General features: G+C 75.3%; 26 protein-coding genes. 7 read left to right on the forward strand and 19 right to left on the reverse strand.

The window, feature by feature from the left end; translation table 11 throughout:
- Nucleotides 1-2: 2 nt before the first annotated feature.
- From purS to purB, 5 genes are all read right to left on the reverse strand, one after another.
- Nucleotides 3-242: a phosphoribosylformylglycinamidine synthase subunit PurS gene (purS, locus tag ACI79L_RS10090; RefSeq protein WP_456936655.1), complete on the reverse strand. Its 240-nt coding sequence runs from the start codon at nucleotides 240-242 to the stop codon at nucleotides 3-5.
- Nucleotides 243-413: 171 nt separating this feature from the next.
- Nucleotides 414-1,286 carry a DUF559 domain-containing protein gene (locus ACI79L_RS10095; protein WP_456936656.1) on the reverse strand — a complete coding sequence of 291 codons (873 nt, stop codon included), beginning with the start codon at nucleotides 1,284-1,286 and terminating at the stop codon, nucleotides 414-416.
- A 138-nt stretch (nucleotides 1,287-1,424) separates the two neighbouring features.
- Nucleotides 1,425-2,183, reverse strand: a complete 759-nt coding sequence (locus tag ACI79L_RS10100; RefSeq protein ID WP_456936657.1) for an alpha/beta fold hydrolase — start codon at nucleotides 2,181-2,183, stop codon at nucleotides 1,425-1,427.
- Complete coding sequence (locus ACI79L_RS10105; protein WP_456936658.1) at nucleotides 2,183-3,049, reverse strand: phosphoribosylaminoimidazolesuccinocarboxamide synthase; 867 nt, start codon at nucleotides 3,047-3,049, stop codon at nucleotides 2,183-2,185. The genes ACI79L_RS10100 and ACI79L_RS10105 overlap by 1 nt, the downstream gene beginning before the upstream one ends.
- Nucleotides 3,046-4,353, reverse strand: a complete 1,308-nt coding sequence (gene purB, locus ACI79L_RS10110) for an adenylosuccinate lyase (protein WP_456936659.1) — start codon at nucleotides 4,351-4,353, stop codon at nucleotides 3,046-3,048. The genes ACI79L_RS10105 and purB overlap by 4 nt, the downstream gene beginning before the upstream one ends.
- 103 nt (nucleotides 4,354-4,456) lie before the next feature.
- On the opposite strand from purB, the gene ACI79L_RS10115 reads away from it, so the two are divergent.
- Nucleotides 4,457-5,887, forward strand: coding sequence for an AI-2E family transporter (locus ACI79L_RS10115; RefSeq protein ID WP_456936660.1), 1,431 nt, complete (start codon nucleotides 4,457-4,459; stop codon nucleotides 5,885-5,887).
- On the opposite strand, the gene ACI79L_RS10120 is transcribed toward ACI79L_RS10115, so the two are convergent.
- From ACI79L_RS10120 to rsgA, 3 genes are all read right to left on the reverse strand, one after another.
- Nucleotides 5,884-6,279: a DMP19 family protein gene (locus ACI79L_RS10120; protein WP_456936661.1), complete on the reverse strand. Its 396-nt coding sequence runs from the start codon at nucleotides 6,277-6,279 to the stop codon at nucleotides 5,884-5,886. The genes ACI79L_RS10115 and ACI79L_RS10120 overlap by 4 nt on opposite strands.
- Complete coding sequence (purD, locus tag ACI79L_RS10125; RefSeq protein ID WP_456936662.1) at nucleotides 6,276-7,535, reverse strand: phosphoribosylamine--glycine ligase; 1,260 nt, start codon at nucleotides 7,533-7,535, stop codon at nucleotides 6,276-6,278. The genes ACI79L_RS10120 and purD overlap by 4 nt, the downstream gene beginning before the upstream one ends.
- A 78-nt stretch (nucleotides 7,536-7,613) precedes the next feature.
- Complete coding sequence (gene rsgA / locus ACI79L_RS10130) at nucleotides 7,614-8,570, reverse strand: ribosome small subunit-dependent GTPase A (RefSeq protein ID WP_456936663.1); 957 nt, start codon at nucleotides 8,568-8,570, stop codon at nucleotides 7,614-7,616.
- 237 nt (nucleotides 8,571-8,807) lie between these two features.
- Here rsgA and ACI79L_RS10135 point away from each other — a divergent pair, with 237 nt between their 5' ends.
- Nucleotides 8,808-9,785, forward strand: a complete 978-nt coding sequence (locus ACI79L_RS10135; RefSeq protein WP_456936664.1) for a glycerophosphodiester phosphodiesterase family protein — start codon at nucleotides 8,808-8,810, stop codon at nucleotides 9,783-9,785.
- Nucleotides 9,786-9,984: 199 nt separating this feature from the next.
- On the opposite strand, the gene ACI79L_RS10140 is transcribed toward ACI79L_RS10135, so the two are convergent.
- Nucleotides 9,985-11,274 carry an adenylosuccinate synthase gene (locus ACI79L_RS10140; RefSeq protein WP_456936665.1) on the reverse strand — a complete coding sequence of 430 codons (1,290 nt, stop codon included), beginning with the start codon at nucleotides 11,272-11,274 and terminating at the stop codon, nucleotides 9,985-9,987.
- Between the two features lie 67 nt (nucleotides 11,275-11,341).
- Here ACI79L_RS10140 and ACI79L_RS10145 point away from each other — a divergent pair, with 67 nt between their 5' ends.
- The 3 genes from ACI79L_RS10145 (at nucleotide 11,342) to ACI79L_RS10155 (ending at nucleotide 13,897) form a co-directional block, all read left to right on the forward strand.
- Nucleotides 11,342-11,956, forward strand: coding sequence for a hypothetical protein (locus tag ACI79L_RS10145; RefSeq protein ID WP_456936666.1), 615 nt, complete (start codon nucleotides 11,342-11,344; stop codon nucleotides 11,954-11,956).
- Between the two features lie 94 nt (nucleotides 11,957-12,050).
- Nucleotides 12,051-13,097: an ABC transporter permease gene (locus ACI79L_RS10150; protein WP_456927459.1), complete on the forward strand. Its 1,047-nt coding sequence runs from the start codon at nucleotides 12,051-12,053 to the stop codon at nucleotides 13,095-13,097.
- Nucleotides 13,094-13,897, forward strand: a complete 804-nt coding sequence (locus tag ACI79L_RS10155; protein ID WP_456936667.1) for an ATP-binding cassette domain-containing protein — start codon at nucleotides 13,094-13,096, stop codon at nucleotides 13,895-13,897. Before ACI79L_RS10150 ends, ACI79L_RS10155 begins: the two co-directional genes overlap by 4 nt.
- 21 nt (nucleotides 13,898-13,918) lie before the next feature.
- Here ACI79L_RS10155 and ACI79L_RS10160 read toward each other — a convergent pair whose 3' ends face one another.
- From ACI79L_RS10160 to clpB, 10 genes are all read right to left on the reverse strand, one after another.
- On the reverse strand, nucleotides 13,919-14,062 hold the full coding sequence (locus ACI79L_RS10160) for a GPGG-motif small membrane protein (RefSeq protein WP_456927457.1): 144 nt from the start codon (nucleotides 14,060-14,062) through the stop codon (nucleotides 13,919-13,921).
- A 161-nt stretch (nucleotides 14,063-14,223) separates the two neighbouring features.
- On the reverse strand, nucleotides 14,224-14,631 hold the full coding sequence (locus ACI79L_RS10165) for a DUF3151 domain-containing protein (protein WP_456927456.1): 408 nt from the start codon (nucleotides 14,629-14,631) through the stop codon (nucleotides 14,224-14,226).
- Nucleotides 14,632-14,634: 3 nt separating this feature from the next.
- Complete coding sequence (gene fbaA, locus ACI79L_RS10170) at nucleotides 14,635-15,669, reverse strand: class II fructose-bisphosphate aldolase (protein ID WP_387992097.1); 1,035 nt, start codon at nucleotides 15,667-15,669, stop codon at nucleotides 14,635-14,637.
- Nucleotides 15,670-15,744: 75 nt separating this feature from the next.
- The gene (locus tag ACI79L_RS10175; RefSeq protein WP_456936668.1) at nucleotides 15,745-17,139 is read right to left on the reverse strand and encodes an FAD-binding oxidoreductase; all 1,395 of its coding nucleotides are present in this window, start codon (nucleotides 17,137-17,139) and stop codon (nucleotides 15,745-15,747) included.
- A 70-nt stretch (nucleotides 17,140-17,209) separates the two neighbouring features.
- Nucleotides 17,210-17,812 carry an orotate phosphoribosyltransferase gene (gene pyrE, locus ACI79L_RS10180; protein WP_456936669.1) on the reverse strand — a complete coding sequence of 201 codons (603 nt, stop codon included), beginning with the start codon at nucleotides 17,810-17,812 and terminating at the stop codon, nucleotides 17,210-17,212.
- 130 nt (nucleotides 17,813-17,942) lie between these two features.
- Nucleotides 17,943-18,623: a fasciclin domain-containing protein gene (locus ACI79L_RS10185; protein WP_456936670.1), complete on the reverse strand. Its 681-nt coding sequence runs from the start codon at nucleotides 18,621-18,623 to the stop codon at nucleotides 17,943-17,945.
- Between the two features lie 131 nt (nucleotides 18,624-18,754).
- The gene (locus ACI79L_RS10190) at nucleotides 18,755-20,368 is read right to left on the reverse strand and encodes a molybdopterin-dependent oxidoreductase (protein ID WP_456936671.1); all 1,614 of its coding nucleotides are present in this window, start codon (nucleotides 20,366-20,368) and stop codon (nucleotides 18,755-18,757) included.
- A gap of 80 nt (nucleotides 20,369-20,448) precedes the next feature.
- A complete protein-coding gene (locus ACI79L_RS10195; RefSeq protein ID WP_456936672.1) occupies nucleotides 20,449-21,117 on the reverse strand; it encodes a hypothetical protein in 669 nt (222 codons plus the stop codon).
- 92 nt (nucleotides 21,118-21,209) lie between these two features.
- Entirely contained in the window at nucleotides 21,210-21,749 is a 540-nt protein-coding gene (locus ACI79L_RS10200) for a hypothetical protein (RefSeq protein WP_456936673.1), read from the reverse strand.
- A 171-nt stretch (nucleotides 21,750-21,920) separates the two neighbouring features.
- Nucleotides 21,921-24,506 (reverse strand): ATP-dependent chaperone ClpB, encoded by a 2,586-nt coding sequence (clpB, locus tag ACI79L_RS10205; protein ID WP_456927449.1) that lies wholly within the window; start codon nucleotides 24,504-24,506, stop codon nucleotides 21,921-21,923.
- Between the two features lie 201 nt (nucleotides 24,507-24,707).
- On the opposite strand from clpB, the gene ACI79L_RS10210 reads away from it, so the two are divergent.
- Together ACI79L_RS10210 and ACI79L_RS10215 are read left to right on the forward strand one after the other, a co-directional pair.
- Nucleotides 24,708-25,181, forward strand: a complete 474-nt coding sequence (locus ACI79L_RS10210; protein WP_456936674.1) for a MarR family winged helix-turn-helix transcriptional regulator — start codon at nucleotides 24,708-24,710, stop codon at nucleotides 25,179-25,181.
- 101 nt (nucleotides 25,182-25,282) lie between these two features.
- Nucleotides 25,283-25,717 carry an OsmC family protein gene (locus tag ACI79L_RS10215; protein ID WP_456936675.1) on the forward strand — a complete coding sequence of 145 codons (435 nt, stop codon included), beginning with the start codon at nucleotides 25,283-25,285 and terminating at the stop codon, nucleotides 25,715-25,717.
- The last annotated feature ends 9 nt before the right edge of the window (nucleotides 25,718-25,726 follow it).

Raw genomic sequence — 25,726 nt, forward strand, 5'->3', positions numbered from 1 at the left:
GCTCAGGCCCCCGGCAGGTGCAGCTCGACGTCCTCGATGACGGGGTTGGCCAGCAGCGTCTCGGCGATCCGCTTCAGCTCTGCCTCGTCCGGGGTGCCCTCGACATCGAGGACGAAGTGCTTGCCCTGGCGGACCCCGGTGACCTGCGTGTGGCCGAGGCGGCCGAGCGCGCCGAGCACCGCCTGCCCCTGCGGGTCGGAGATCTCCGGCTTGAGGACGACGTCGACGACCACCTGCGGCACGGCTCCCGAGCGTACCGGGCTCCCGCACCCGGCCCGCCCGTCCCCGCGAGATCGGCGCTCTCCCCGCGGTCGAGATCACGCGATCTCGCCACCGTGGGGGCCTCTGCCCGGCGAGATCACGTGATCTCGCCGGGTCGCGGGCCGGATGACGGTCGAGATCGCGTGATCTCGTCAGCGCAGTGCCGCGCGGATGGCAGCGATGACCTCGTCCGGCCGGCCGAGGACGTCTGCGGAGGTGAACCGGAGGACCGTCCAGCCGGCGGCGACCAGGCGGTTCTGGCGTCGGAGGTCGTTCACGAACACGTCGCGGTCGCGGTGTCCGTCGCCGTCGAACTCGACGACGACGCGGTGATCAGGCCACGCGAGGTCGACGCGCGCCACGAACCCAGCCGCGTCACGGATCTCGTACTGGACCACCGGAGTGGGTGTCCGGGCCTGGTGCAACAGCCAGCGCAGCACCGACTCCATCGGTGACTCGGACCGGGCGTCGGCGACGGGTACCACCCTCCGGGCTCGGGCCGCGCCCCGGCCCGTCGGCCGGCGGGCGAGCTGACGCTCGAGGTCGGCGGTCGAGCACAGGCCACCGAGGAGCTGGTCGGTCGCCGCCAGCAGGGCCGGCGGTTCGAGCACCCCGGCCAGATCGCGCCACGTGCGCGACGGCGTGGTGACCGGTTGCCCCCACCGGTACGTCACCTCGTCGCCGGCCAAGGGCAGCCGGTGCACCCGCCTGTCGCGGCGGCTCTCCGCGCGGGTGGCTCCCGGCACGGTCAGGTCGACGCGCCGGTCGGCGAGGTCCTGCAGCGGGAGCCGGAGACCCCACAGGTCCGCAGCGGTCCGGTGGCTGAGGACGGCACCGGGCGGGGCGGTCATCAGCACCGCGGCGACCCGCGCGCCGACGTCGTCCACCAAGGCACGCGGCAGGTAGGTGTCGCGTGACAGCCGCTGCACGGCCGGGTGGCGCAGGTGCCGGTCGCCGAGCCCGGCCGCGTGCGCAGCGGCGCGGGTCGTGGGTCCGGTGATGCGCTGACGGCGTCGACTGGGCACCGCGGCACCTTGCCGCGGGATCACAGCTGTCCGCTCACACCGTCCACAGCCCCGTCGAGATCGCGTGATCTCGGCACGCACGGGCCCCCGGAGCGGCGAGATCACGTGATCTCGACGGGGGAGAGGGGGCGAGGGGGCTCAGGGGGCGACGAGGCGCCAGACGGCCTCGGGGGCCTCCCAGTGGAGGTTGTGGCCGGCGCCCTCGAGCAGCACCGCGTCCGGGTCGACCCGCCGCATCGCGTCGAGACCGACCATCGGGTCGGCCGAGCCCGCGGCCAGCCGCAGCGGCGCCACCGCGCGCGACAGGACCTCCTCGACCGGCGGGCCGACGGCGCCGAACGCGCGCGGGTCCAGCGCCGGGGCGAACCCGCCGTCGACCTCGCGGACCCCGGCGAGCGCCACCTCGGAGGACGGGTCCACGAGCCCGGTCAGCCCGGCCAGCCGCAGGTGCCGCGCGGCGGCGTCGGCGGCGGTCGGGAACACCTGCGGCGGGCGGGCGGCCATCCGGTGGGCGCCGGCCTCCTCGTCGGGCGTCCAGTCGATCTTCACCCCGACCGCGACGACCCGGACGACGTCGACGCCGTACCAGCCGGTCCCGAGCACCGCGCCGACGACGCCGCCGAAGGAGTGCCCGAGCACGGTCACCCGCGCGGCGCCCACGTCGGCCGCCACCGACGCGACGTCCGCGGCGTGCACCGCGTACCCGTAGGGCGGCTCGGCCACGGAGCGGCCGTGCCCGCGCAGGTCGGGGACCGCCCAGGACCCGGGCCAGCCGCGCTCGACCAGCGGCAGCAGCCGGTCCCACACCGCGCCGGTCGCACCCAGCCCGTGCAGCAGCAGGAGCAGGTCCCCGCCGGACCCGCCGGCGCGGTACCCGATGCCCGAGCGCGTCCGCATCAGCGGAAGGAGGTGCCGGTCAGCTGCTCGAAGGCGGCGACGTAGCGCTCGCGGGTGGCGGCGACGACGTCGTCGGGGAGCTCCGGCGGGGGCGAGACGCGGTCCCAGCCCGAGGCGGTCAGCCAGTCGCGGACGTACTGCTTGTCGAACGACGGCTGCGGCGCGCCCGGCGCCCACGACGACGCCGGCCAGAAGCGCGACGAGTCGGGGGTGAGCACCTCGTCGCCCAGGACGAGCCCCTCGCCGGAGGGATCCAGCCCGAACTCGAACTTCGTGTCGGCCAGCAGGATGCCCGCCTCCGCGGCGACCTCCGCGCCCCGCCGGTACAGCGCCAGCGTCAGCTCGCGCAGCTCCTCCGCCCGCGCGGCCCCGACGAGGGACACCACGCGCGCGAAGTCGATCGCCTCGTCGTGCTCCCCCACCTCGGCCTTCGTCGACGGCGTGAACACGGGGGACGGCAGCCGGGAGCCCTCGACCAGCCCCGGGGGCAGCACGACGTCGACGATCGCGCCGGTGCGCTCGTACTCCTTGGTCCCCGAGCCGGACAGGTAGCCGCGGGCCACGCACTCCACCGGCAGCATGTCCAGCCGCCGCACGAGCATCGCCCGCCCGGCGACGCCGGCCGGCACGTCCGTGGCCGACACCAGGTGGTGGGTGGCGCCGAACGAGGAGAGCACCGGCGTCAGCTGCTCGAACCACCACACCGACAGCTGGGTGAGCACCCGCCCCTTGTCCGGGATCGGCGTCGGCAGCACGTGGTCGTAGGCCGAGATCCGGTCCGACGCCACGAGCAGCAGCCGGCCGGGCCCGGCGTCGTAGACCTCGCGGACCTTGCCGCGCGCGACGAGGGGCAGGTCGACGGTCACGACAGCGCGGCGAGCCGGTCGAACAGCGGGCCGAGGTTGCGCACGTAGCCCTCGGGGCGGCAGATCTCGTCCAGCCGCGCCTCGTCCAGCGTCACGCCGGAGGCGTCCGCGCGGGACCGCAGCGTCGACCGGAACGGCGTCCCGGAGTTCCACGTCTCCATCGCCGCGCCCTGCACCAGCGCGTAGGCGTCCTCGCGCGAGAGCCCGGACTCGACCAGCTCCAGCAGCACGGCGGAGGTGTAGATCAGCCCGCCGGTGAGGTCGAGGTTGGCCCGCATCCGGTCGACGTCGACGACCAGGTTCTCCACCAGGCCGGTGGTCAGGTGCAGCAGGTAGTCGGTGGTGACCGCGGCGTCGGGGAGGAACACCCGCTCGGTGGAGGAGTGCGAGATGTCCCGCTCGTGCCACAGCGGGATGCCCTCCATCACCGGGACGACGGCGGCGCGCACCACCCGCGCCAGCCCGGCGATGCGCTCCGAGCGGATCGGGTTCTTCTTGTGCGGCATCGCGCTGGAGCCCTTCTGGCCGGAGCCGAAGGCCTCCGACAGCTCCCGCACCTCGGTGCGCTGCCCGTGCCGGACCTCGAGCGCGATCGTCTCGCAGACGGTGGCGATCACCGCCAGCGCGGCGACCCACTCGCTGATCGAGTCGCGGATGACCACCTGGGTGGAGGCGTCGGCCGGGCGCAGCCCGAGCGCCTCGGCGACGGTGACCTCCACCGACGGGTCGATCAGCGAGTACGTGCCGACGGCGCCGGAGATGGCGACGACGCCGACCCGCTCACGCGCCGCGCGCAGCCGGTCGCGGGAGCGGGCCATGGCGAACGCGAGGTCGGCCACGCGGTGCCCCCACACCACCGGCTCGGCGTGCACGCCGTGCGTGCGCCCGACCCGCAGGGTCTCCCGGTGCGCCAGGCCGTGGTGGCGCAGCGCGGCGACCAGCCGGTCGGCCTTGGCCAGCAGCACGTCGGTGGCCTCGGTGAGCTGCACCGCGAGCGCGGTGTCGAGCAGGTCCGACGACGTCATGCCGTGGTGCACGTAGGCCGCCGCCGAGCGCGGCTCGGTGTTGTCGGCCCACGCGGTGAGGAAGGCGATGACGTCGTGCTGCGTCGTCTCCTCGATCTCCGCGACCCGGGCGGCGGTCGGCGGCGGGGCGGTGCGCACCGGCTCCACGACGTCGGCCGGGACCCGCCCGGCGGCCGCGTGCGCCTCCAGCACCAGCGTCTCCACCCGGCACCACAGCTCGTACTTGTGCTCGTCGCTCCAGACCCGGCCCATCTCGGGGAGCGTGTAGCGGTCGATCACGCGGGTACCCCCGGCAGCCGGTCGAGTCGTCGAAGCACGGGAGCATCCTCCCGCAGCGCTAGCGTGATCGAGAACGGCCCCCACCGACCGCGGAAGGACCCCGATGCTGCGACAGGCCGGCTCCCTGGTCGCCCGCGCGCGCGAGCGCATCCGGGCGGCGGGCGAGCGGGACCCGCACGCGTGGCCCGAGCGGGACGGTGACCGGGCGATCCTCGTGCACGACGACGAGGTGCCCGACGAGGAGGCCGACCGCGGCCCCGCCGACCCGCTCGCCGACGGCGAGCCGCCGCTGGGCAGCCCCGAGCCCGGCGCCCCCGACCTCGACGGGCCGCTGGCCCCGGGCGGGGTGAGCGGCCCCCCGGACGGCGGGCGCCCGCACCGGGCCGCCGAGCGCGGCCGCCGGCTGCTGGGCCCGGGCCGCGAGGCCCCGCAGGGCGACGCCGCGGTGCCCGGCGCGCTGCGCACGGCGGCGGCCTGGTCGTGGCGGCTGATCGCCGTCCTCGCGGGGCTGTACGTGCTGCTCTACGCGGCGGCCTACGTCGCGGTGGTCATCGTCCCGGTGATGGTCGCGCTGCTGCTCGCGGCGCTGCTGCAGCCGGGCGCGGCCTCGCTCATCCGGAGCGGGTGGCCGCGGTCGCTGGCCGCGATGGCGATGCTGCTGGTCGGGCTGGCCGTCGTCTCCGGGATCATCACGCTGGTGGTCGAGCGGTTCAGCGCCGGCTTCTCCGACCTCGCCGACCAGGTCAGCCAGGGCCTGGACAAGATCCGCGACTTCGTCGTCGAGACCTTCCCGGTCACCCAGCGGCAGATCGACGACGCCGTGACCACCGCCCAGGACGCCATCGTGTCCAACCAGGAGACGCTGGCCACCGGCGCCCTGACCACGGCCGCCACGGTCGGCGAGGTGTTCACCGGCATCGTCCTGGCGCTGTTCACGCTCTTCTTCTTCCTCAAGGACGGCCGGTCCATCTGGCTGTGGCTGGTCGGCCTGTTCCCCCGCGACTCGCGCGCCTACCTCGACGAGGCCGCCCGCCGGTCGTGGCGCACGCTCATCTCCTACGTCCGCGCGACCGTCGTCGTGGCCCTGGTCGACGCCGTCGGCATCGGCATCGGCCTGGCCGTGCTCGGCGTGCCGCTGGTCATCCCGCTCGCGGCGCTGGTGTTCCTCGGCGCGTTCATCCCGATCATCGGCTCGTTCCTGGCCGGCTCGGTCGCGGTGCTGGTCGCGCTGGTCGCCGTCGGCCCGATCAAGGCGCTGATCGCGCTGGCGATCGTCGTCCTGGTCATGCAGCTCGAGGGGCACGTCCTGCAGCCGCTGCTGCTGGGCAAGGCGGTGCACGTGCACCCGCTGGCGGTCGTGCTGGCGATCGCCGCCGGCCTGCTGGTCGCCGGGATCTTCGGCGCGCTGATCGCGGTGCCGGTGGTGGCCTGCGCGAACGTCGCCGGCACCTACCTGTCGCGGCGGCACGACGGCCCGCGGCCGCCCGAGCCGCGCCCGGAGCGGGCCCGCCCGGCGGTCGGGGTCCGCGGCTAGAGGGGCGCGTAGGCCCCGGGGGAGCGTCGGAGGTGCTCCCGGAAGGCCCGCTCGATCGTGTCGTCCCACTCGGGCAGCGCGGCGGCGTAGCGGCGGTCCGCCTCGACCTCGAGCCGCTCGGCGGCGTCGAGGTCGTCCTCCCGCAGCCCGGCGGCCTGCCGGGCGACGTCCTCCACGGCGTCCGCGGCCTCCTCCAGCCCGAGCAGGCGGAGGCCGGCCACGGCACGCCCGAGCTGCTCGGGCTCCAGGCCCTCCACCGCGTGCAGCAGCCCGCCGTTCATCGCCATCCCGTGGCAGAGGAGGACGGCGGTGAGCGCGGCGTCCCCGGGGTGGGTGGCCGGCGCGGACGGGTCGCAGGCCCGGTTCCACACCGCCTCGGCGGGATCGGTCACCCCGGCACCGAGATCCGGCCCTCGACGGCGGCCAGGGCGATGTCGGTGCGCCAGTGCGCGCCGGCCAGCCGGACGGCGGCCACCCGCTCGTAGGCGGCCTGCCGCGCGGCGGCGAGGTCGGCGCCGGTCGCGGTCACCGCGAGCACCCGCCCGCCGGCCGAGCGGACGGTGCCCTCGGCGTCGACGGCGGTGCCGGCGTGCAGCACGCCCTCGCCGTCGGCGCCGGTGACCGGGTCGCCCGTGCGCGGTGCCTCGGGGTAGCCGGCCGCGGCGACCACGACCGTGACGGCCGCCCCCGACCGCCAGCGCAGCGGCGGGTGGTCGGCGAGGGCGCCGGTGGCCGCGGCGTGCAGCAGCCCGGCGAGCGGCGTCTCCAGCAGCGGCAGCACGACCTCTGTCTCCGGGTCGCCGAAGCGGGCGTTGAACTCGACCACCCGCACGCCGCGGGAGGTCAGCGCCAGGCCGGCGTAGAGCAGCCCGCTGAACGGCTCGCCGCGGCGGCGCATCTCGTCGACGGTCGGCTGCAGCACGGTGGCCAGCACCTCGTCGACCAGCCCGGGCGGCGCCCAGGGCAGCGGTGCGTAGGCGCCCATCCCGCCGGTGTTGGGGCCCGCGTCGCCGTCGTCGCGGCGCTTGTGGTCCTGCGCGGGCAGCAGCGGTAACACCGTCGTCCCGTCGGTGACGGCGAACAGCGACACCTCGGGGCCGTCGAGGTACTCCTCGACCAGCACCGCTCCCCCGGCGTCGAGCACCCGGTGCCCGTGGGCGACGGCGGCGTCCCGGTCGGTCGTGACGACGACGCCCTTGCCGGCGGCCAGCCCGTCGTCCTTCACCACGTACGGGGCGCCGGCCTCGTCGAGCGCGGTCTCCAGCTCGGCAGGCCCGCCGACCGGCCACGAGCGGGCGGTCGGCACCCCGGCGGCGGCCATCACGTGCTTGGCGAAGGACTTGCTGCCCTCGATCTGCGCGGCCTGCTCCGACGGGCCGAAGCAGGCGATGCCGGCGTCGCGGACGGCGTCGGCGGCGCCGGCGACCAGCGGCACCTCCGGTCCGACGACGACCAGGTCGGCGGCCCAGCCGGTGGCCAGCGCGGCCACCGCGACCGGGTCGGCGACGTCGACCGCGGCCTGCTCGGCGATGCGGGCGGTGCCGGCGTTGCCCGGCGCGCAGGCCAGCGCGGTCACCGCGGGGTCGGACTGCAGAGCGACGCACAGGGCGTGCTCCCGGGCACCGGAGCCGATCACGAGCACGCGCACGGAGCGCGACCCTACCCATGAAGGACCCCGTCCTCCCCACCCCTCGCACGCTCGGGGCGGTGCCCCGGACGGGGCCGGCTACCGCACCCGGTTCGGCTGGGTGCGGTACGCCCGGTGCAGCGCCTTGACCCGCTGGTGCTCGGCGGCGCGGGCGCGGGCGTCGGCCCGCAGCAGCTGGCGGCGCGCCTCGGCCTGCAGCTTGCGCCAGCCCAGCAGGCGGGCCGGGTCGAGCCGGCCCTCGTCGATGGCCGCGGCGACGGCGCACCCGGGCTCGGTGCGGTGCTCGCAGTCCCGGAACCGGCAGTGCGCGGCCAGGTCGGCGACGTCGGCGTAGGCGGTGTCCACGCCCTCGTCGTCGTAGAGGCCGAGCTCGCGCATGCCGGGGGTGTCGACGAGCAGGCCGCCTCCGGGCAGGACGTGCAGCTCGCGGGAGGTGGTGGTGTGCCGGCCACGGCCGTCGGCCTCCCGGATCTCCCGGGTGGGCGCCACCTCCCGGCCGGCCAGCGCGTTGGCCAGCGAGGACTTCCCCACACCGGACGGCCCCACCATCGCCGCCGTCACGCCGGGGCCGAGCAGCGCCCGCAGCGCGTCCAGGCCCGCCCCGGTGCGCGCGCTGACGGCCAGCACGTCCGCGCCGACGGCGTCCTCGGCCACCGCCGAGACCGCGGCGGCGACGTCGTCGCACAGGTCGGCCTTGGTGAGGACGACGACCGGCGTCGCCCCGCTCCCCCACGCGACGGCGAGGTAGCGCTCGACGCGGCGGGCCCGGGTGGGGCCGGCGAGCGCGTCGACGACGAGGACCAGGTCCAGGTTCGCGGCGACGACCTGCGCGGCGGAGGTGCGCCCCGCGACCGTGCGGGTGAACGCCGAGGTGCGGGGCAGCAGCGCGACGGCGAGCTCCCCGCGCAGCGCCACCCAGTCGCCGACCGCGGGCGCCGCCACACCGTCGGGGTCGTACAGCGCGGCGGCCGGGTGCACCCGCCGCTCGCCGTCCGCGGTGAGCACCGTCAGCCGGCCGCGGTCGACCCGCGCCACCCGTCCGGGCTGGGTCCCCGGGGGGAGTTGCTCGAGACGCGCCCGGGACCAGCCGATCCCTGAGAGATGTGTCACGGGGCGGATGGTCCCGCGCAGGTCAGCGCGGTGTCCTCCCAATTCTCAGAGACTCGCCAGTCCGCGTTCGCCATCCCGACACCTCGGTCGGGTGTTCTGGATGGCATGCACGCGATCGAGTCGCTTGCGACTCCCGCCGTGGCCCGGTCCTCCCGTCCTCTCGTGGTGGGGCACCGCGGTGCCTGCGCCTACCGACCGGAGCACACGGCCGCCAGCTACGAGCTGGCCATCGACATGGGTGCCGACCTCATCGAGCCCGACATCGTCGTCACGAAGGACGGCGCGCTGATCGCGCGGCACGAGAACGAGCTGTCGCGCACCACCGACGTCGCCACCCGGCCGGAGTTCGCCGACCGCTGCACCACCCGCCGGGTGGGTCGCAAGCGGCGCACCGGCTGGTTCGCCGAGGACTTCACCCTCGCCGAGCTGCGCACCCTGCGCGCCGTCGAGCGGCGGCCGGACCTGCGCCCGCTCAACACCGCCTACGACGGCCGGTTCGGGGTGCTCACCCTGGAGGAGGTCGTCGAGATCGCCCGCCGCCGGTCGACGCCGCTGCGCCCGGTGCGCGTGCTCGCCGAGCTGAAGAAGCCCACCTGGTCGGCCGAGCGCGGGCAGCCGATGATCGAGCTGGTGGCCGCCGAGCTGCGGCGGCTGGACGCCACCGCGCCGGACGGCACCGTCGTCGTGCAGTCCTTCGACGCCGCCGCCCTGCGCCGGCTGCGCGCCGACCTCGGCGACGACGGCCCGACCATGTACCAGCTGGTCGACACCGACGCCGGTGACGAGCACCTGCTCACCAACGCCGGGCTGCGCGCGGTGTCCACCTACGCGCAGGGCATCGCGCCGTGCGTCGACGACGTCCTGCTGCGCGACGCCGAGCAGCGGATGACCGGCGTGTCCGACCTGCTCCCCCGCGCGCACGCCGCCGGCCTCACGGTGGTGCCGTGGACGCTGGCCGCGGAGAACGAGTTCCTCCCGCTGCACCTGCGCAGCAGCGAGGACCCGGCCGCCGCCGGCGACGCGTTCGGTGCCGCGCGGCTGCTGCTCGCCCTCGGGGTCGACGGGATCATCACCGACAACCCCGACGTCGTCGTCGCCGCGCGCGCCGAGCTGGAGCAGGCCCTCCCCGAGGCCGCGTAGCACCTCGCGGTCCTACCGGACCGCACCGCGGCCAGGTGCCCGGAAGGACCCCCTTCTCCCCACCCCTCGCATGCTCGGGGCGGGACCCGGAAGGGGGCCTCGCTGAGCCCCTCCCGGCGCTCGATCGCGGGAGCCTCCGGCCCCCACTCCTCCTGCCGCCTCGCAGTGCGGCTCGCGACAGTGCCGTCCCCGGCTCGGCTCAGTCGATCAGGTCGTGGACGACGACGTTCTCGTCGCGGCCGGGGCCGACGCCGATGACGCTGATCCGCGCGCCGGAGAGCTCCTCGAGCCGGCGGACGTAGGCCTGGGCGTTGGCCGGCAGCTCGTCGAAGGACCGGCAGTGCCGGATGTCCTCGAACCAGCCCGGCATCTCCTCGTAGACCGGCTTGGCGTGGTGGAAGCCGGTCTGGGTCATCGGCATCTCCTCGTGCCGGACGCCGTCGACGTCGTAGGCGACGCAGATCGGCACCGTCTCCAGCCCGGACAGGACGTCGAGCTTGGTGAGGAAGTAGTCGGTGATCCCGTTGACCCGGCTGGCGTAGCGGGCGACGACGGCGTCGAACCAGCCGCAGCGCCGGTCGCGGCCGGTGGTCACGCCCACCTCACCGCCCTGCTTGCGCAGGTACTCGCCGTTGGCGTCGAACAGCTCGGTCGGGAACGGGCCCGAGCCCACGCGGGTCGTGTACGCCTTGAGGATCCCGACCACCCGGGAGATGCGGGTGGGGCCGATGCCGCTGCCGGTCGCCGCGCCGCCCGCCGTCGGGTTCGACGACGTCACGAACGGATAGGTGCCGTGGTCGACGTCGAGCAGGGTGCCCTGCGAGCCCTCCAGCAGCACCCACTCGCCGGCGTCGAGCGCGTTGGCGAGCATCAGCCGGGTGTCGGCGATGCGGCCCTTGAGCTGCTCGGCGTAGCCGGCGTACTCCTCGACCACCTCGTCGACGTCGATGGCCTTGCGGTTGTAGACCTTGACCAGGACCTGGTTCTTCTCGACCAGGGTGCCCTCGAGCTTCTGCCGCAGGATCGACAGGTCCAGCAGGTCGGCCACCCGGATGCCGGTGCGGGCCACCTTGTCGCCGTAGGCGGGGCCGATGCCGCGGCCGGTGGTGCCGATCTTGCGCTTGCCGAGGAACCGCTCGGTGACCCGGTCGAGTGCCCGGTGGTGGGGCATGATCAGGTGCGCGTCGGCCGAGATGACCAGCCGCGAGGTGTCGACCCCGCGCTCCTCCAGCCCCGCCAGCTCCCCGATGAGGACCTGCGGGTCGACGACGACGCCGTTGCCGATGACCGGGGTGCACCCCGGCGTGAGGATCCCCGACGGGATCAGGTGCAGGGCGTAGCGCTCGCCGTCGGGCGTGATGACGGTGTGCCCCGCGTTGTTGCCGCCCTGGTAGCGCACCACGTAGGGGACGCGCCCCCCGAGCAGGTCGGTGGCCTTGCCCTTGCCCTCGTCGCCCCACTGGGCACCGATCAGCACGACTGCCGGCATCTCGCTGTCGTCTCCCCTGGGACTCGTCACCGGCGGTCGACCGGCTGGCAGGTGGCAGGGTATCGGCATGCCCCTCGTCGAGTTCGACCTGCGCGGTCTCGCGCCCGGACGGGCGCCCGAGCGGGCCGTCCTCGCCGAGGCCCCGGACGCGGACTCCCTGCTGGTGCGCGGCCCCGTGCCGGCACTCGCGGGCGTGCTGGCCGTGCTGCACGCCGCCGGCCGGGCGGCGGAGGTCCCGGTGTCCTGGGACCCCGCCGACGACAGCTCCTCCCGAGGGCTGGCCCGGGACCTGGGCATCGGCAGCGGCGGCGAGCGCGAGCTGTCGCTGGTCCGCGACGACCACGGCGGGGTGCTGCTGCAGCACGGCCGCTACGAGGCCGCCGAGAGGGGCCTGCTGCCGCTGACCGCGCGGCTGGGCGTGCAGGCCCACCACGACGACGCGAAGGTGGCCGACGGACTGGTCGCGCGGATCGACGTGCGGCCGGACTGGACCGCCGTCGACACCATCCGCGTGGTCGTCTCCCCGCAGCTGATGCGCCCGCCGCGGCGCAGCTCCGGCCGCGCGCTGCAGCTGGCCAGCGACCCGGCCCAGGTGACCCGCGACGGCGTCCCCTACCCGCGGCCGGTCTCCCGCTGGACCTGGTACGCCGACGACCGGGTGCGCTGGCGGCTGCGCCCGTAGCCCGCGCCCGCCTCGCCGGCGTGCCGCCGTCGTGGACACTGGAGGGGCTCCAGACCGAGGAGGCCCTCCTGCGACCGTTCCCCCCGGTGGCCCGGTGACCGTCGACCGCCTGCCCGCGTTCCGCGTCGCCCCGCCGCGCCGGCGGCTGCTCGACCGGGCCCTCGCCCGGCCCAGCCTCATCGCGGTCCTCGGGCTGGCGATCGTCCTCGTCCTGTTCGGGCTCCGGACGCCCGACCTGCTCACCCCGGCCGGGCTGGGCGGGGTCCTCGACGCCGCGGCGCTGCTCGGCATCGGCGGGGTGGCGGTGGGCCTGCTCCTGGTCGGCGGCCACTTCGACCTGTCGATCGGCACCGTCACCCTCGGCAGCGCCGTCCTCACCGCGCTGCTCGCCGGCCCCGCCGAGTGGGGCATCTGGCCCGCGCTGGCGACGTCGCTGGCCGCGGCGCTCGCCGTCGGGCTGGTCAACGGCTGGCTGGTGGTGCGCACCGGGCTGCCGAGCTTCCTGGTCACCCTGGCCACCGCGCTGGTGCTGCAGGGCACCACCCTGTCCGCCGTGCCGCTCGTCGTGGGCGCGCCGCGGATCAGCGGCCTGGACGAGGCGCCCGGCTGGTCCTCGGCGTCCGCGGTGTTCGGCGCCACCGCCGAGGTGGGCGGCGGCACCTTCCCGGTGTCGCTGCTGTGGTGGCTGGCGGCCACCGCCGGCGCCGGCTGGCTGCTGTGGCGCACCCGGTTCGGCAACGAGGTGCTGGCGATGGGCGGCTCCCGCCGGGCGGCCCGGGAGCTGGGCGTGCCGGTCCGCCGGACGACGCTGGTGCTGTACGCGCTCACCGCGACGGCGGGCTGGCTGCTCGGCACGCTGGCGCTGGTGCCGGCCGCGAGCGTCGGCGCCACCCCGGCCCTGGTGAGCGCCATCGACTACGTGGTGGTCGCGGTGATCGGCGGCTGCCTGCTCACCGGCGGCCAGGGGTCGATGGCCGGCGCCGCGGTGGGCGCGCTGCTCTACGCCGCCGCCCGCGAGGGCGTGGAGCTCGCCGGGTGGGACCCGCGCTGGTCGCAGGCGCTGCTCGGCGTCGTGCTGCTGGTCGCGCTGCTGGTGGGAGGGGTGGTGCGCGGCCGGCTGCGGGCCGCGCCGCGCTCGTGACCGCCGTGCCACCGGTGCTGGAGCTGCGCGGGCTGAGCGTCCGCCACGGCGGCGTGCCGGCGCTGGACCGGGTCGCGGTCGCGCTGGAGGGCGGCCGCATCACCTGCGTGCTCGGCGAGAACGGCGCGGGCAAGTCGACGCTGGTGTCGGTGCTGTCGGGGCTGCGCCGGCACGACGAGGGCGAGCTGCTCCTCGACGGCGTCGCGGTGCACTTCCGCAGCCCCCGGGCGGCGCGGGCGGCGGGGATCGCCACGGTCTGGCAGGACCTCGCCGTCGCGCCGCTGCTGCCGGTGTGGCGCAACCTGTGCCTGGGCGCCGAGCCGACCCGCCGGCCGTGGCCGCTGCGCCGCCTGGACGTCGACGCCGCCCGGGAGACCACCGTGCGCGCCCTGGAGCGGATCGGCGTCACCGGCATCGACCCCGACCAGCCGGTGAACACGCTGCTGCCCGGGTCGCGGCAGAGCCTGGCGATCGCGCGGGCGGTGCACTACGGCTCGCGGGCGCTGGTGATCGACGAGCCGACCGAGCCGATGACCATCGCCCAGCACACGCTGGTCGGGCAGGCGGTGCTCGGCGCGCGGGCGCAGGGGCTCGCCGTCGTCGTCGTCACCCACAACCCGCGCTACGCGCACCTGGTGGGTGACCGCTTCCTGCTGCTGGCGCGCGGGCAGGTGGCCGGGGACCTCACCCGCGCCGACGTCGACGCCGACGACCTGACCCGGCTCATGGCCGGCGGCGAGGAGCTCACCGCGCTGACCACCCGCCTGCAGGAACTGCACCCCGAGCTCGGCGACCGCTAGGCCGCCGAGCCCGGGGCCGGGTCAGGCGAAGATGCTCACCCCGCCGGGCCCCACGAGGAGACCGACGACGATCAGCACGATCCCCCACAGCAACTGCCCTCGGATGATCGCGAAGATGCCGGCGACCACGAGGACGACGGCGAGGATCCAGAGCAGTGTGGCCACGGCCCACCTCCAGGTGACGGGCGCACCTCACAGGCGCGCTGGTCACGGAGTGTGCTCCCGGTGAGGCCGCCCCGCCCGGTGAACGCAGCGGTGACGGGACGGCCTCACCCGTCACGGTGACCGTGGGTGAGCCGGGCCGGGCCCCGGGGAAGGAGACCGGGTCAGGGCGCGAGCGAGGGGTCGCAGTCGCGCAGCAGCTGGGTGCAGCGCTCCTGCTCGTCGGTCTCGCCGATGGCCTCGGCGGCCCGGGCGAGCACGGTGACGCAGCGCAGGAAGCCCCGGTTGGGCTCGTGCGACCACGGCACCGGGCCGTGGCCCCGCCAGCCGTTCTTCCGCAGCGCGTCCAGGCCGCGGTGGTAGCCGGTGCGGGCGTAGGCGTAGGCCTCGACGGTGCGGCCGTCCGCGAGCGCGGCCTCGGCCAGCGCCGCCCAGGCCGCGCTGGCCCGCGGGTGGCCGGCGGCGACCTCGGCGGGGTCGGTGCCGGCCGCCAGCGCGGCCTCCGCCTCGGGGTCGCCGGGCAGCAGCGTGGCCGGCGGCTCGCCGAGCAGGTTCTGGTGCGCGTGGGTCACGGTTCAGGCGCCCTGCGACTGGCCGGCCGACAGCAGGTCCTCGCACGCGGTGACGACGCGGGCGGCCATGCCGGTCTCGGCGGCCTTGAGGTAGCTGCGGGGGTCGTAGGTCTTCTTGTTGCCGACCTCGCCGTCGATCTTGAGCACGCCGTCGTAGTTGCTGAACATGTGCCCGGCGATCGGCCGGGTGAAGGCGTACTGGGTGTCGGTGTCGACGTTCATCTTCACGACGCCGTAGGACAGCGCCTCGCGGATCTCCGACTGCAGGGAGCCCGAGCCGCCGTGGAAGACGAAGTTGAACGGCTTGCCGCCGTCGCCGAGGCCGAACTCCTGCGACACGACCTCCTGGCCCTGCTTGAGGACCTCCGGGCGCAGCTTGACGTTGCCCGGCTTGTAGACGCCGTGGACGTTGCCGAAGGTCGCCGCGAGCAGGTAGACGCCGCGCTCCCCGAGGCCGAGCGCCTTGGCGGTGGCCACGAAGTCGCCGGGGGCGGTGTAGAGCTTCTCGTTGATCTCGTGGGCGACGCCGTCCTCCTCGCCGCCGACGACGCCGATCTCCAGCTCGAGCACGATCTTGGCCGCCGCGGTCTTCTCGAGCAGCTCCTCGGCGATCTGGAGGTTCTCCTCCAGGTCGATCGCCGAGCCGTCCCACATGTGCGACTGGAACAGCGGCGCCTGGCCGGCGTCGACCCGGTCCTTCGACAGCGCGATCAGCGGCCGGACGTAGGAGTCCAGCTTGTCCTTGGGGCAGTGGTCGGTGTGCAGCGCGACGTTGACCGGGTACTTCTCGGCGACGACGTGCGCGAACTCGGCCAGCGCGACGGCGCCGGTGACCATGTCCTTGACCCGGGTGCCGGAGCCGAACTCCGCGCCGCCGGTGGAGAACTGGATGATGCCGTCGCTGCCGGCGTCGGCGAACCCGCGGAGGGCCGCGTTGATCGTCTCCGACGAGGTGCAGTTGATGGCCGGGTAGGCGAAGCCGCCCTCCTTCGCCCGGCTGATCATGTCGGCGTAGACCTCGGGGGTCGCGATGGGCATCGGGGCACTCCTGTCGATCGACGCTGGTCGGCGGTCAGTATCTCCCGGGCGCGGAACCCCCGACAGGCCCCCGTCTCAGCCGCGGCGGCGCAGCACCTTGCCGGGGTTGAGCAGGCCGGCCGGGTCGAGGGCGTCCTTGATCCGGCGGTGCACGTCCAGCGACACCTCGCCGATCTCGCGCTCCAGCCACTCGACCTTGATCGAGCCGATGCCGTGCTCGCCGGTGACCGTGCCGCCCAGCGCCAGGCCCAGCTCCAGGATGTCGTCGAAGGCGGCGAACGCCCGCGCCCGCTGGTCGGGGTCGGTGGGGTCGAAGCAGACCGTCGGGTGCATGTTGCCGTCGCCGGCGTGGCCGACGACGCCGATGGTCAGCCCCCGCCGCACGGCGATGCCGTCGCAGCCGTCGAGGAACTCGGCGATCCGCGAGCGGGGCACGGCGACGTCGTCGATGAGCGTGCTGCCCAGCTGCTCGAGCGCGGGCAGCGCCATCCGGCGGGCGGCGAGCAGCAGGTCGCCCTCGGCGGGGTCGGCGGTGGTGTGCACGAGCTCCGCGCCGGCCTCGCGGCACAGCCGCGCCAGCGCCTCGATCTCGGCGAGCGCCGCCTCTCCCCCGGCGTCGGACTGCGCGACGAGGAGGGCGTGCGCTCCCCGGTCGAGGTCGGCGTGCAGCAGGTCGTCGACGGCGCAGATGCAGGTGTTGTCCATGACCTCCAGCAGGCTGGGCACCAGCCCGGAGGTGACCACCCGCTCGACCACCTGCCCGGTCTGCGCGGTGGTGGCGAAGGTGGCCACCAGGGTCACCGGCTGCTGCGGCGCGGGGCGCAGCGCGAGCGTGGCCTCGGTGATGACGCCGAGGGTGCCCTCCGAGCCCACGAACAGCCGGGCGAGGTCGTAGCCGGCGACGCCCTTGACCGTGCGGCGCCCCGTGCGCAGCACCCGCCCGTCGGCGAGGACCACCTCGAGGCCGAGCACGTAGTCGGTGGTGACGCCGTACTTCACGCAGCACAGGCCGCCGGAGTTCTGCGACAGGTTGCCGCCGATCGTGCACCAGTCGTAGCTGGAGGGGTCCGGCGGGTAGAACAGCCCGGCGCCGGCGACGGCGTCGCGCAGCTGCTTGTTGACCACGCCGGGCTGGACGACGGCGAGCCGGTCGGCGGCGCTGACCTCCAGGACGGCGTCCATGCGGGTCATGACCATGGTGATCGCGCCGTCGACGGCGTTGCTCGCGCCGGCCAGCCCCGAGCCCGCGCCGCGCGGCACGACCGGGACGCCGTGCCGCGAGGCGACCCGCATGACCGCGGCGACGTCGTCGGTGCACCGGGGGAACACGACCGCGGCGGGGGTGCCGGCCTCGGCGAGCATCGCCTGGTCGCGGGCGTAGGCGGCGGTGACGTCGGGGTCGGTGAGGACGCCGTCGCGGCCGAGTGCGGCGGCCAGCTCGTCGACCCACGCGGTGGCGAGTGTGGTCACCGCCACACCGTACGGCCGATCCCGGGCACGTCCGCGGAGATGTCCCGCGCTTCTCCGCGGGAGTGCGCGGCTACGACAGGCCGAGGTCGGACAGCTCGAAGGCGGCGCGGTACTCCAGGCCGGCGGCCTCGACGGCGGCCCGCCCGCCGCGGTCGACGACCACCGCGACGGCGATGACCTCGGCCCCGGCCTCCTGCAGCGCCTCGACGGCGGTCAGCGGGCTGCTGCCGGTGGTGGAGACGTCCTCGACGACGAGCACCGCCCGCCCGGCGACGTCGGGCCCCTCGATCCGCCGCTGCAGCCCGTGCGCCTTGCCGGCCTTGCGGACCACGCACGCGTCGAGGAAGCCCTCACCGCCGGCGGCGGCGTGCAGCATCGCCGTGGCGACCGGGTCGGCGCCGAGGGTGAGCCCGCCGACGACGTCGTAGCGCAGGTCACGGGTGAGCTGGCGCATCACCCGGCCGACCAGCGGCGCGCCCTCGTGGTGGAGGGTCAGCCGGCGCATGTCGATGTACCAGTCGGCCTCGCGCCCGGAGGACAGCGTGACCCGCCCGTGGACGACGGCGAGGTCGACGACCAGCTCGAGCAGGCGATCGCGGTCGGGCCGGGCGGCCCCGTTCCAGGGGCCCGCCCCGAGGGACGAGGGGTGGGGGGGAACGGGGTCCTTCTCCATGGCGACGACCCTACGCACGGCACCGGCCCGGCTCCCGCGAGGGAACCGGGCCGGTGACCGATCGACAGGTCGGCCCCGCTGCAGGGGCCCGCGCCGAGCCTGCGAGGCGTGGGGGCAGCGGGGCCCTTCGTCAGCCGGCGGCGGGCGCCAGGACCTGGTCGACGATGTAGACGGTGGCGTTGGCGGTCTGCACGTTGCCGCAGATCACCGAGGCCGGGGTGCCGGTGACGGTCTGGGCGACGGTGAAGCTCTCGCCCGAGCCCTCGATGGTGACCTCGTCGCCGGCCACGGTGGTGTGCGTGCCGGCCAGCTGGTCGGGCGAGAGCCGGCCCGGGATGACGTGGTGGGTCAGGACCTGGGTCAGCATCGCCTGGTCGGCCAGCACGGCCTGCAGCTGGTCGGCCGGGAGGGCCTCGAACGCCGGGTTGGCCGGCGCGATGACGGTGATGTCGTCGGTGGTGTTCAGCGTGTCCACCAAGTTGGCCTGGGTGACCGCCTGCACCAGCGTCGACAGGACCGGGTTGTTGCTGGCCGCGGTGGCCACCGGGTCGTCGGTCATGCCGGCGAAGCTGCCCTCGCCGTCGGCCGGGACCGAGGAGCAGGCGGCGCCGAAGGGCTCGTCGGAGGCCGGCTCGACCGTCGGGCTGCTGCTCCCCATCGAGTCCGAGCTCCCGTCCGAGGACGACGAGGTGCTGTCGGAGGGCGAGCTGTCGGAGGCCGCGCTGGTGTCCTCCGAGCCGCAGGCGCTCAGGGTGACCGCGAGGGTCGAGGCGGAGGCCAGCAGCAGGCCACGGGTCAGGGTGCTCTTCACGGTGTGTGCTCCTCGGTCGTCGGTCCATGGTCCCCCGGCCCGTTCGAGGGGTCGGGAGAGGCGTCTGCGGCCGGGTGGCCGAGACGGGCTCTGGTGGGTGTGCCGGGTGCCGCCCCGCGGGGCGGGAGCCGCTAGGTCGCGATCACCCGGATCGAGTGGAGGCCGCTGGCCCCGTTCGGGAACGGCCGGGCGCGCTCCTCGGTCTGCACCTCGCCGTCGGCCGTGGTGGCCCGGACGGTGAGCTGGTAGGAGCCGGGGGCGAAGTCGGAGGTCAGCTGCCACTGCCGCCACAGGTCGGCGTCGACCGCCGGGGCGAGCTCGGCCTCCAGCCACTCGCCGTCGTCCACCCGGACCTCGACGCGGGAGATGCCGCGGGTCTGCGCCCAGGCGACGCCGGCGATCGGGCGCCGCCCGGCGGGGAACCGGCGCAGCGGGGCCGGGGTGTCGATCCGGGAGGCCACCTTGACCGGGCCCTGGGCCGCCCAGTCGCGCTCGACCCAGTAGGCGTCGAAGGCGTCGTAGGTGGTGGCCTCGATCGAGGTCATCCACTTGCAGGCCGAGACGTAGCCGTACAGCCCGGGGATGAGCATGCGGACCGGGAAGCCGTGCTCGACCGGCAGCGGCTCGCCGTTCATCCCGAAGGCGATCATCGCGTCCTCGACCTGCAGCGCCGAGCGGGTGGGCGCACCGATCGTCATGCCGTCGGCCGAGCGGCAGACCAGCTGGTCGGAGCGGTCGGAGACACCGTTCTCGCGGAGGAAGGCGCCGAGCGGGATGCCCGTCCAGCGCGCGGTGCCGGCCAGGCCGCCGCCGACCTCGTTGGAGACGCAGGTGAGCGTGACGTCGCGCTCGATGACGTCGTCGCGGTCGAACAGGTCGGCCAGCGTGTACGTCCGCGGGGAGTCGAACATCCCGGTCAGCTCGAGCCGGTACTCGGCCGGGCGGATCTGCGGGACGGTGATCGCGGTGTCCACCCGGTAGAAGTCGCGGCCGGGCGTGAACAGCGGCGTCAGCCCCTCGACCCGCTCGGCGAGGTCGGCGCCCGGGGGCAGCGCGGCGGCCGGCGACGACGGCGTCGGCAGGGTGAGGTCGCCGCGGGCGCCGCTGACGTCGAAGCGGCGCTGCAGCAGCCGCCCGCCGACGCCGGTGACCGCGGCCGCGCCCAGGGCGACGCCGCCGGTGAGGACGAAGCGGCGGCGGTCCAGGCCGGCGCCGTCGCTCCCGGCCGCGGGGCGCTCCGCGGCGACCGGCGCGGTCAGGGGGGCCACCATCAGGAGGAGGGCGGCGACGCCGGCCCCCGCGCCCACGACGGAGGGCAGCGCGTCGAGCGGGCCGCCTGCCGGCCGGGTGGCCGCGGCGAGGGCGCCGATGGCACCGAACAGCGCGATCCCGGCCACGCCGGCCCGCCGCGAGCGCAGCGACACCAGCCCGACGAGCACCGCGTACAGCGCGACGACGACCAGCGTGCCGACGACGAGGGCGACCTTGTCGTGCTCGCCGAACGTCGCGATGGCGAACTGCTTGACCGGCTCGGGGACCAGGGTGATGACCGTGTCGCCGACCGCCACGACCGGCGAGGACGCCGGCCCCACGAACGCGGCGACCAGCTCGGCCACGCCCAGCGCGACCGCGGCGGCCGACAGCCCGGCGAGCGCGGCGAGCGGCCGGCGCAGGCCGCGGCCGGCGGGGCGGGCGGCCCCGTCCGGTCCGGTGGCCGGCGCGGGGGCCTGCTCGGTGGTGGTCACGTCCGGCGTTCGGCCCGGCCGGGCGAGCGGTTCACCACCGGAGGTAACGAAAGGGGAACGACACCAGATCGCGCGACGGATCAGCGTCCCTGGGCCCGCCGCCAGCCCTGGTGGCGGTACCAGGCGCTCGCCGGCTTCTGGGCCAGGGCGACGACGGCGACGACGACGAGCAGCGTCTGCACCAGGTTCAGCACGGTGGTCAGCCCGCCGACGGACGGCCCCGCCAGCGAGACGAGGCCCCCGACGACGGCCAGGCCACCGAACACCCAGAGCACGACCCGCGCCCAGTTGCGCCCCGTCCAGGCGAACCAGAGGAACAGCGCCTGCAGGCCGAGCAGGACGAGGCTGAAGACGATGCCGACCGTGACCACCGTGGCGCTCGCGACGCCGGAGACGCCCCCGTACTCGGCCGGGTCCAGCCCGGCGTCGACCAGCGCCCGGTCGACGACCTCGTCGAACTGCGCGAACGTGACGATCGCGCCGAGCAGACCGAGGACCAGGCTCGCGACCCAGGCGCCGATGCCGAGCCGGACCGCCGCGGGGCGCTCGACCGGGGCGGGCGCCCCGAAGCCGTCGGGCGCCGCGGGCGCGGACGCGTACCCGCCGTGGACGCCCTGCCCGTGGGCGCCCTGCCCGTAGGGGCTCTGCCCGTACGCACCCTGGCCGTACGGACCCTGGCCGTACGGACCCTGGCCGTAGGGGTCCTGCCCCGGCCGGTCCCAGCCCTGCGGGCCCTGTCCTGCGGTCATGTCCGTCCTCTCCCGTGGCGGTCGCCCGGGGCATGATGATCGACCAGCCACCGTCCGACCACCCTCGGGCGCGCCGGGTGCCCGGCCGGGAGTCAGCGCGCCCGCTCCCGCCGGCGCTGCCCCTCGGCCAGGTACCACTCGGAGGCCGGCCGCACGGCGAGCGCGACGAGCCCCACCGCGCTGATCAGGGTGATGAACACCGACAGCGACCCGAGGAAGCCCGATCCGGTCGTCCCGGGACCGGTGAGGCCGGACAGCCCGCCGAGGACGTTGACCGCACCGAGGACCTGGAGCACCACCCGCGCCCAGTTGCGCCCGGTCCAGGCGAACCGGATGACCAGCGCCTCCAGGGCCACCAGCAGCGCCCCGAAGCCCGCGCCGACCCAGAACGCGGTCCGCGCCGTCGACTCGGGGACGTCCGCCCCCGACGCGGCCTGCACCTGCGCGACGACCCCGTCGACGTCGGCCAGCGTGACCACGGAGGACACCAGGCCGAGGATCAGCGCGGCCATGAACGCGCCGATCCCCACCCGCACCGCCACGGGCCGCTCGGCCGGCGGCGCGGGCTCGGCACCGGGCGCCGACGGCGCGTTCCCGTAGCCCGGGTGTCGTCCTCCCCGTTCCTCGGTCACGTGGTCCCTCTCTTCCCTCGGCGTCGCTGTCGCCATCGTGCCCGTGCCGTGTGCGGCGCCCCGCGGCGTGCCGCCCCGGGGACACGACGGGCCCGCCGCCCCGAGGGGACGGCGGGCCCGGTGCGGTGCCGGCACGGCCCTCCTGCAGGGAGGCCGTGCCAGGGTCCTGCGTCAGCCGCGGCGGACGGTGAGGCCCTCCTCGGCCAGGTCGTCGGGCGCGTCGACGACGACCTCGTCGCCGTCGCGGATCTCCCCGGCCAGCAGCGCGCGGGCCAGCGGGTCGCCGATCGCGGACTGCACCAGCCGGCGCAGCGGCCGCGCGCCGTAGACCGGGTCGAACCCGTTGAGCGCCAGCCACTCGCGGGCGGCCTCGGTGACGGTCAGCGTCAGCCGGCGGGCGGCCAGCCGGCGGGCGAGCACGCCCACCTGGATCTCGACGATCCCGGCCAGCTCCTCGCTGCCCAGCGCCCGGAACACCACGACGTCGTCGAGGCGGTTGAGGAACTCCGGCTTGAAGTGCGACCGGACGACGTCCATGACCGCGGACCGCCGCGCCTCCTCCGGCAGCGACTGGTCGGCGATCATCTGCGAGCCGAGGTTCGACGTCAGGATGAGGATGGTGTTGCGGAAGTCCACCGTCCGCCCCTGGCCGTCGGTGAGCCGGCCGTCGTCGAGGACCTGCAGCAGCACGTCGAAGACGTCGGGGTGGGCCTTCTCCACCTCGTCGAGCAGCACGACGGTGTAGGGCCGCCGCCGGACCGCCTCGGTGAGCTGGCCGCCGGCCTCGTAGCCGACGTAGCCCGGAGGGGCGCCGACCAGCCGGGCCACCGAGTGCTTCTCGGAGTACTCGCTCATGTCGATGCGGACCATCGCCCGCTCGTCGTCGAACAGGAACTCCGCCAGCGCCTTGGCCAGCTCGGTCTTGCCGACGCCGGTGGGGCCGAGGAAGAGGAACGAGCCGGTGGGCCGGTCGGGGTCGGCGATGCCCGACCGCGCCCGGCGGACGGCGTCGGAGACGGCGCGGACGGCGTCGGGCTGGCCGACGACCCGCTTGCCGAGCTCGTCCTCCATCCGCAGCAGCTTCGCCGTCTCACCCTCGAGCAGCCGGCCGGCGGGGATGCCGGTCCATGCCTGGACGACCTCGGCGATGTCGTCGGGGCCGACCTCCTCCTTGAGCATGGAGGCCTGGGCGGCGACCTCGTCCTCGGCCGCGGCGAGCGCCTTCTCCAGCTGCGGCATCCGGCCGTAGCGGAGCTCGGCGACGCGCGCGAGGTCGCCGTCGCGCTCGGCGCGCTCGGACTCCGTGCGCAGCCGCTCCAGCTCCTCCTTGTGCTGCTGGATGCGGACGATCGCGCTCTTGTCCTGCTGCCAGCGCGCGGTCAGCTCGGCGAGCTCCTGGCGCCGGTCGGCCAGGTCGGCGCGCAGCGCGGCCAGCCGGTCGAGGGACGACGGGTCGTCCTCCTTGGCCAGCGCCATCTCCTCGATCTCCATGCGGCGCACGGCGCGCTCGACCTCGTCGACCTCGACCGGGCGGCTGTCGATCTCCATGCGCAGCCGGCTGGCGGCCTCGTCGACCAGGTCGATCGCCTTGTCGGGGAGGAAGCGGGCCGTGACGTACCGGTCCGACAGGGTGGCGGCGGCGACGATCGCGGCGTCGGTGATCCGGACGCCGTGGTGCACCTCGTAGCGCTCCTTGAGCCCGCGCAGGATGCCGATGGTGTCCTCGACCGAGGGCTCGCCGACGAAGACCTGCTGGAAGCGGCGCTCCAGCGCCGGGTCCTTCTCGATGTGCTCGCGGTACTCGTCGAGCGTGGTCGCGCCGACCATGCGCAGCTCCCCGCGGGCGAGCATCGGCTTGATCATGTTGCCGGCGTCCATGGCCGAGTCGCCGGTGGCCCCGGCGCCGACGATGGTGTGCAGCTCGTCGATGAAGGTGACGACCTGCCCCTCGGACTCGGCGATCTCCTGCAGGACGGCCTTGAGCCGCTCCTCGAACTCGCCGCGGTACTTCGCGCCGGCGACCATGCTCGCCAGGTCCAGCGCCATCAGCCGCTTGCCCTTGAGGCTCTCGGGGACGTCGCCGGCTACGATCCGCTGGGCCAGGCCCTCGACGATCGCCGTCTTGCCGACCCCGGGCTCGCCGATGAGGACCGGGTTGTTCTTGGTGCGGCGGGAGAGCACCTGCACGACGCGGCGGATCTCGGTGTCCCGGCCGATGACCGGGTCGATCTTCCCCTCGCGGGCGCGCTCGGTGAGGTCGACGGCGTACTTCTCCAGCGCCTGGAAGGTGCTCTCGGGGTCGGCCGTGGTGACCTTGCGGTTGCCGCGCACCGTGCGGAAGGCGGCCAGCAGCGCGTCGCGGGTGGCGCCGGCGCTGGTGAGCACGGTGCCGGCCTCGCCCTCGGAGCCGGCCAGGCCGACCAGCAGGTGCTCGGTGGAGACGTACTCGTCGCCCAGCGCGCTGGCCTGCTCGCCGGCGGCGTTGACCACCCGCAGCAGCTCGCGCGACGGCGACGGCGCGGCGACGGTGGCGCCGCGGACGCTGGGCATGCGGCGCAGGGCGGCCTCGGCCTTGGCCCGGACGTCGGCCGGGTCGGCGCCGACCGCGGTCAGCAGCGGGGCGGCGATGCCGTCGGTCTGCTGCAGGAGCGAGACGAGCAGGTGCAGGGGCTCCAGCGCGGCCTGCCCCCGGTCGACCGCCAGCCGCTGGGCGGCCGCGAACGCCTCCTGCGAACGGGTGGTCAGCTTGCTCTCCATGGTGGGTGCGGTCGGTCCTCTCCTGGGCGCGCCGGGGGTTCCCGGCGCGGGTCGCTGTCGACCGGTCCAACGGACCGGGGGTTGAGTCTGTTCCGCTCAACTTGCGTCATGGTGCAGGAGGTGGCCGAACAGGTGCACCGGAGGGGTTGACACCCGACACAACTGCATGCCACGCGACCAGGTTGTCCCTACACTCTGGTCATGACGACGACGCACGGGGACTCGCACCTCCCCGCCCCGAGCGTGGCGCTCGACGACCAGCTGTGCTTCGCGCTGTACGCGGCCTCCCGCGCGATGACCGCCCGGTACCGCCCGATGCTCGAGGAGCTCGGGCTCACCTATCCGCAGTACCTGGTCATGATGCTGCTCTGGGAAGAGGACCACCAGACCGTCGGCCAGCTCGGCGCCCGCCTGGCGCTCGACAGCGGCACCCTGTCCCCGCTGCTCAAGCGGCTCACCGCGGCCGGGCTGGTCACGCGCCACCGCCGGGTCGAGGACGAGCGGTCGGTGGCCATCGCCCTCACCGACGCCGGCCGGGCCCTGCGCGACAGGGCCTTCGCCATCTCGCAGGACATGATCTGCGCGCTCGACCTGGACGTGGAGTCCTTCTCCGACCTCAAGCAGACGCTCAACGTGCTGACCCAGCGGGTCACCGAGGCGCCGCGCGGGGTGTGACCCGCGCCGGTGGGTTGCCCCCAACCCACCGGGGTAGGGCCGCGGGGTCCCGCGCGCCGGCGAGACGACGCCGTCGCGCCCTCCGACCGGAAGGCAGCCCGATGCCCACCCGCTCCGCCCGCACCGCCTGGAACGGCACCCTCCAGGACGGATCCGGCCAGGTCGAGCTGTCCAGCTCGAAGCTCGGCACCTTCGACGTGAGCTGGCCGAAGCGCACCTCCGACGAGGCCGGTGGCTCCACCAGCCCCGAGGAGCTCGTCGCCGCGGCCCACTCCGCCTGCTTCTCGATGGCCCTGTCGGGCGAGATCGCGAAGGCCGGCGGCACGCCGCAGTCGCTCGAGGTCACGGCCGACGTCACGCTCGGCCTCCAGGGCGGCGCCACGATCACCGGGATCAAGCTCACCGTGCGCGCCGAGGTCGACGGCCTCGACGCCGACGGGTTCGAGAAGGCTGCGCAGGCGGCGAAGGTCGGCTGCCCGGTCAGCAAGGCGCTGGCCGCCGTCGACATCACGCTGGACGCCCAGCTGGAGTCCTGACCGCACTGC

It is taken from the genome of Geodermatophilus sp. SYSU D00684, assembly GCF_054050455.1.

Coding starts and splice junctions, on each gene's coding strand:
- clpB (WP_456927449.1), bottom strand. CDS start 24,506: ATGGAGAGCAAGCTGACCACCCGTTCGCAGGAGGCGTTCGCGGCCGCC.
- ACI79L_RS10115 (WP_456936660.1), top strand. CDS start 4,457: ATGCTGCGACAGGCCGGCTCCCTGGTCGCCCGCGCGCGCGAGCGCATC.
- ACI79L_RS10210 (WP_456936674.1), top strand. CDS start 24,708: ATGACGACGACGCACGGGGACTCGCACCTCCCCGCCCCGAGCGTGGCG.
- ACI79L_RS10195 (WP_456936672.1), bottom strand. CDS start 21,117: ATGACCGCAGGACAGGGCCCGCAGGGCTGGGACCGGCCGGGGCAGGAC.
- pyrE (WP_456936669.1), bottom strand. CDS start 17,812: ATGGAGAAGGACCCCGTTCCCCCCCACCCCTCGTCCCTCGGGGCGGGC.
- ACI79L_RS10140 (WP_456936665.1), bottom strand. CDS start 11,274: ATGCCGGCAGTCGTGCTGATCGGTGCCCAGTGGGGCGACGAGGGCAAG.
- ACI79L_RS10100 (WP_456936657.1), bottom strand. CDS start 2,183: ATGCGGACGCGCTCGGGCATCGGGTACCGCGCCGGCGGGTCCGGCGGG.
- ACI79L_RS10145 (WP_456936666.1), top strand. CDS start 11,342: ATGCCCCTCGTCGAGTTCGACCTGCGCGGTCTCGCGCCCGGACGGGCG.
- ACI79L_RS10215 (WP_456936675.1), top strand. CDS start 25,283: ATGCCCACCCGCTCCGCCCGCACCGCCTGGAACGGCACCCTCCAGGAC.
- fbaA (WP_387992097.1), bottom strand. CDS start 15,669: ATGCCCATCGCGACCCCCGAGGTCTACGCCGACATGATCAGCCGGGCG.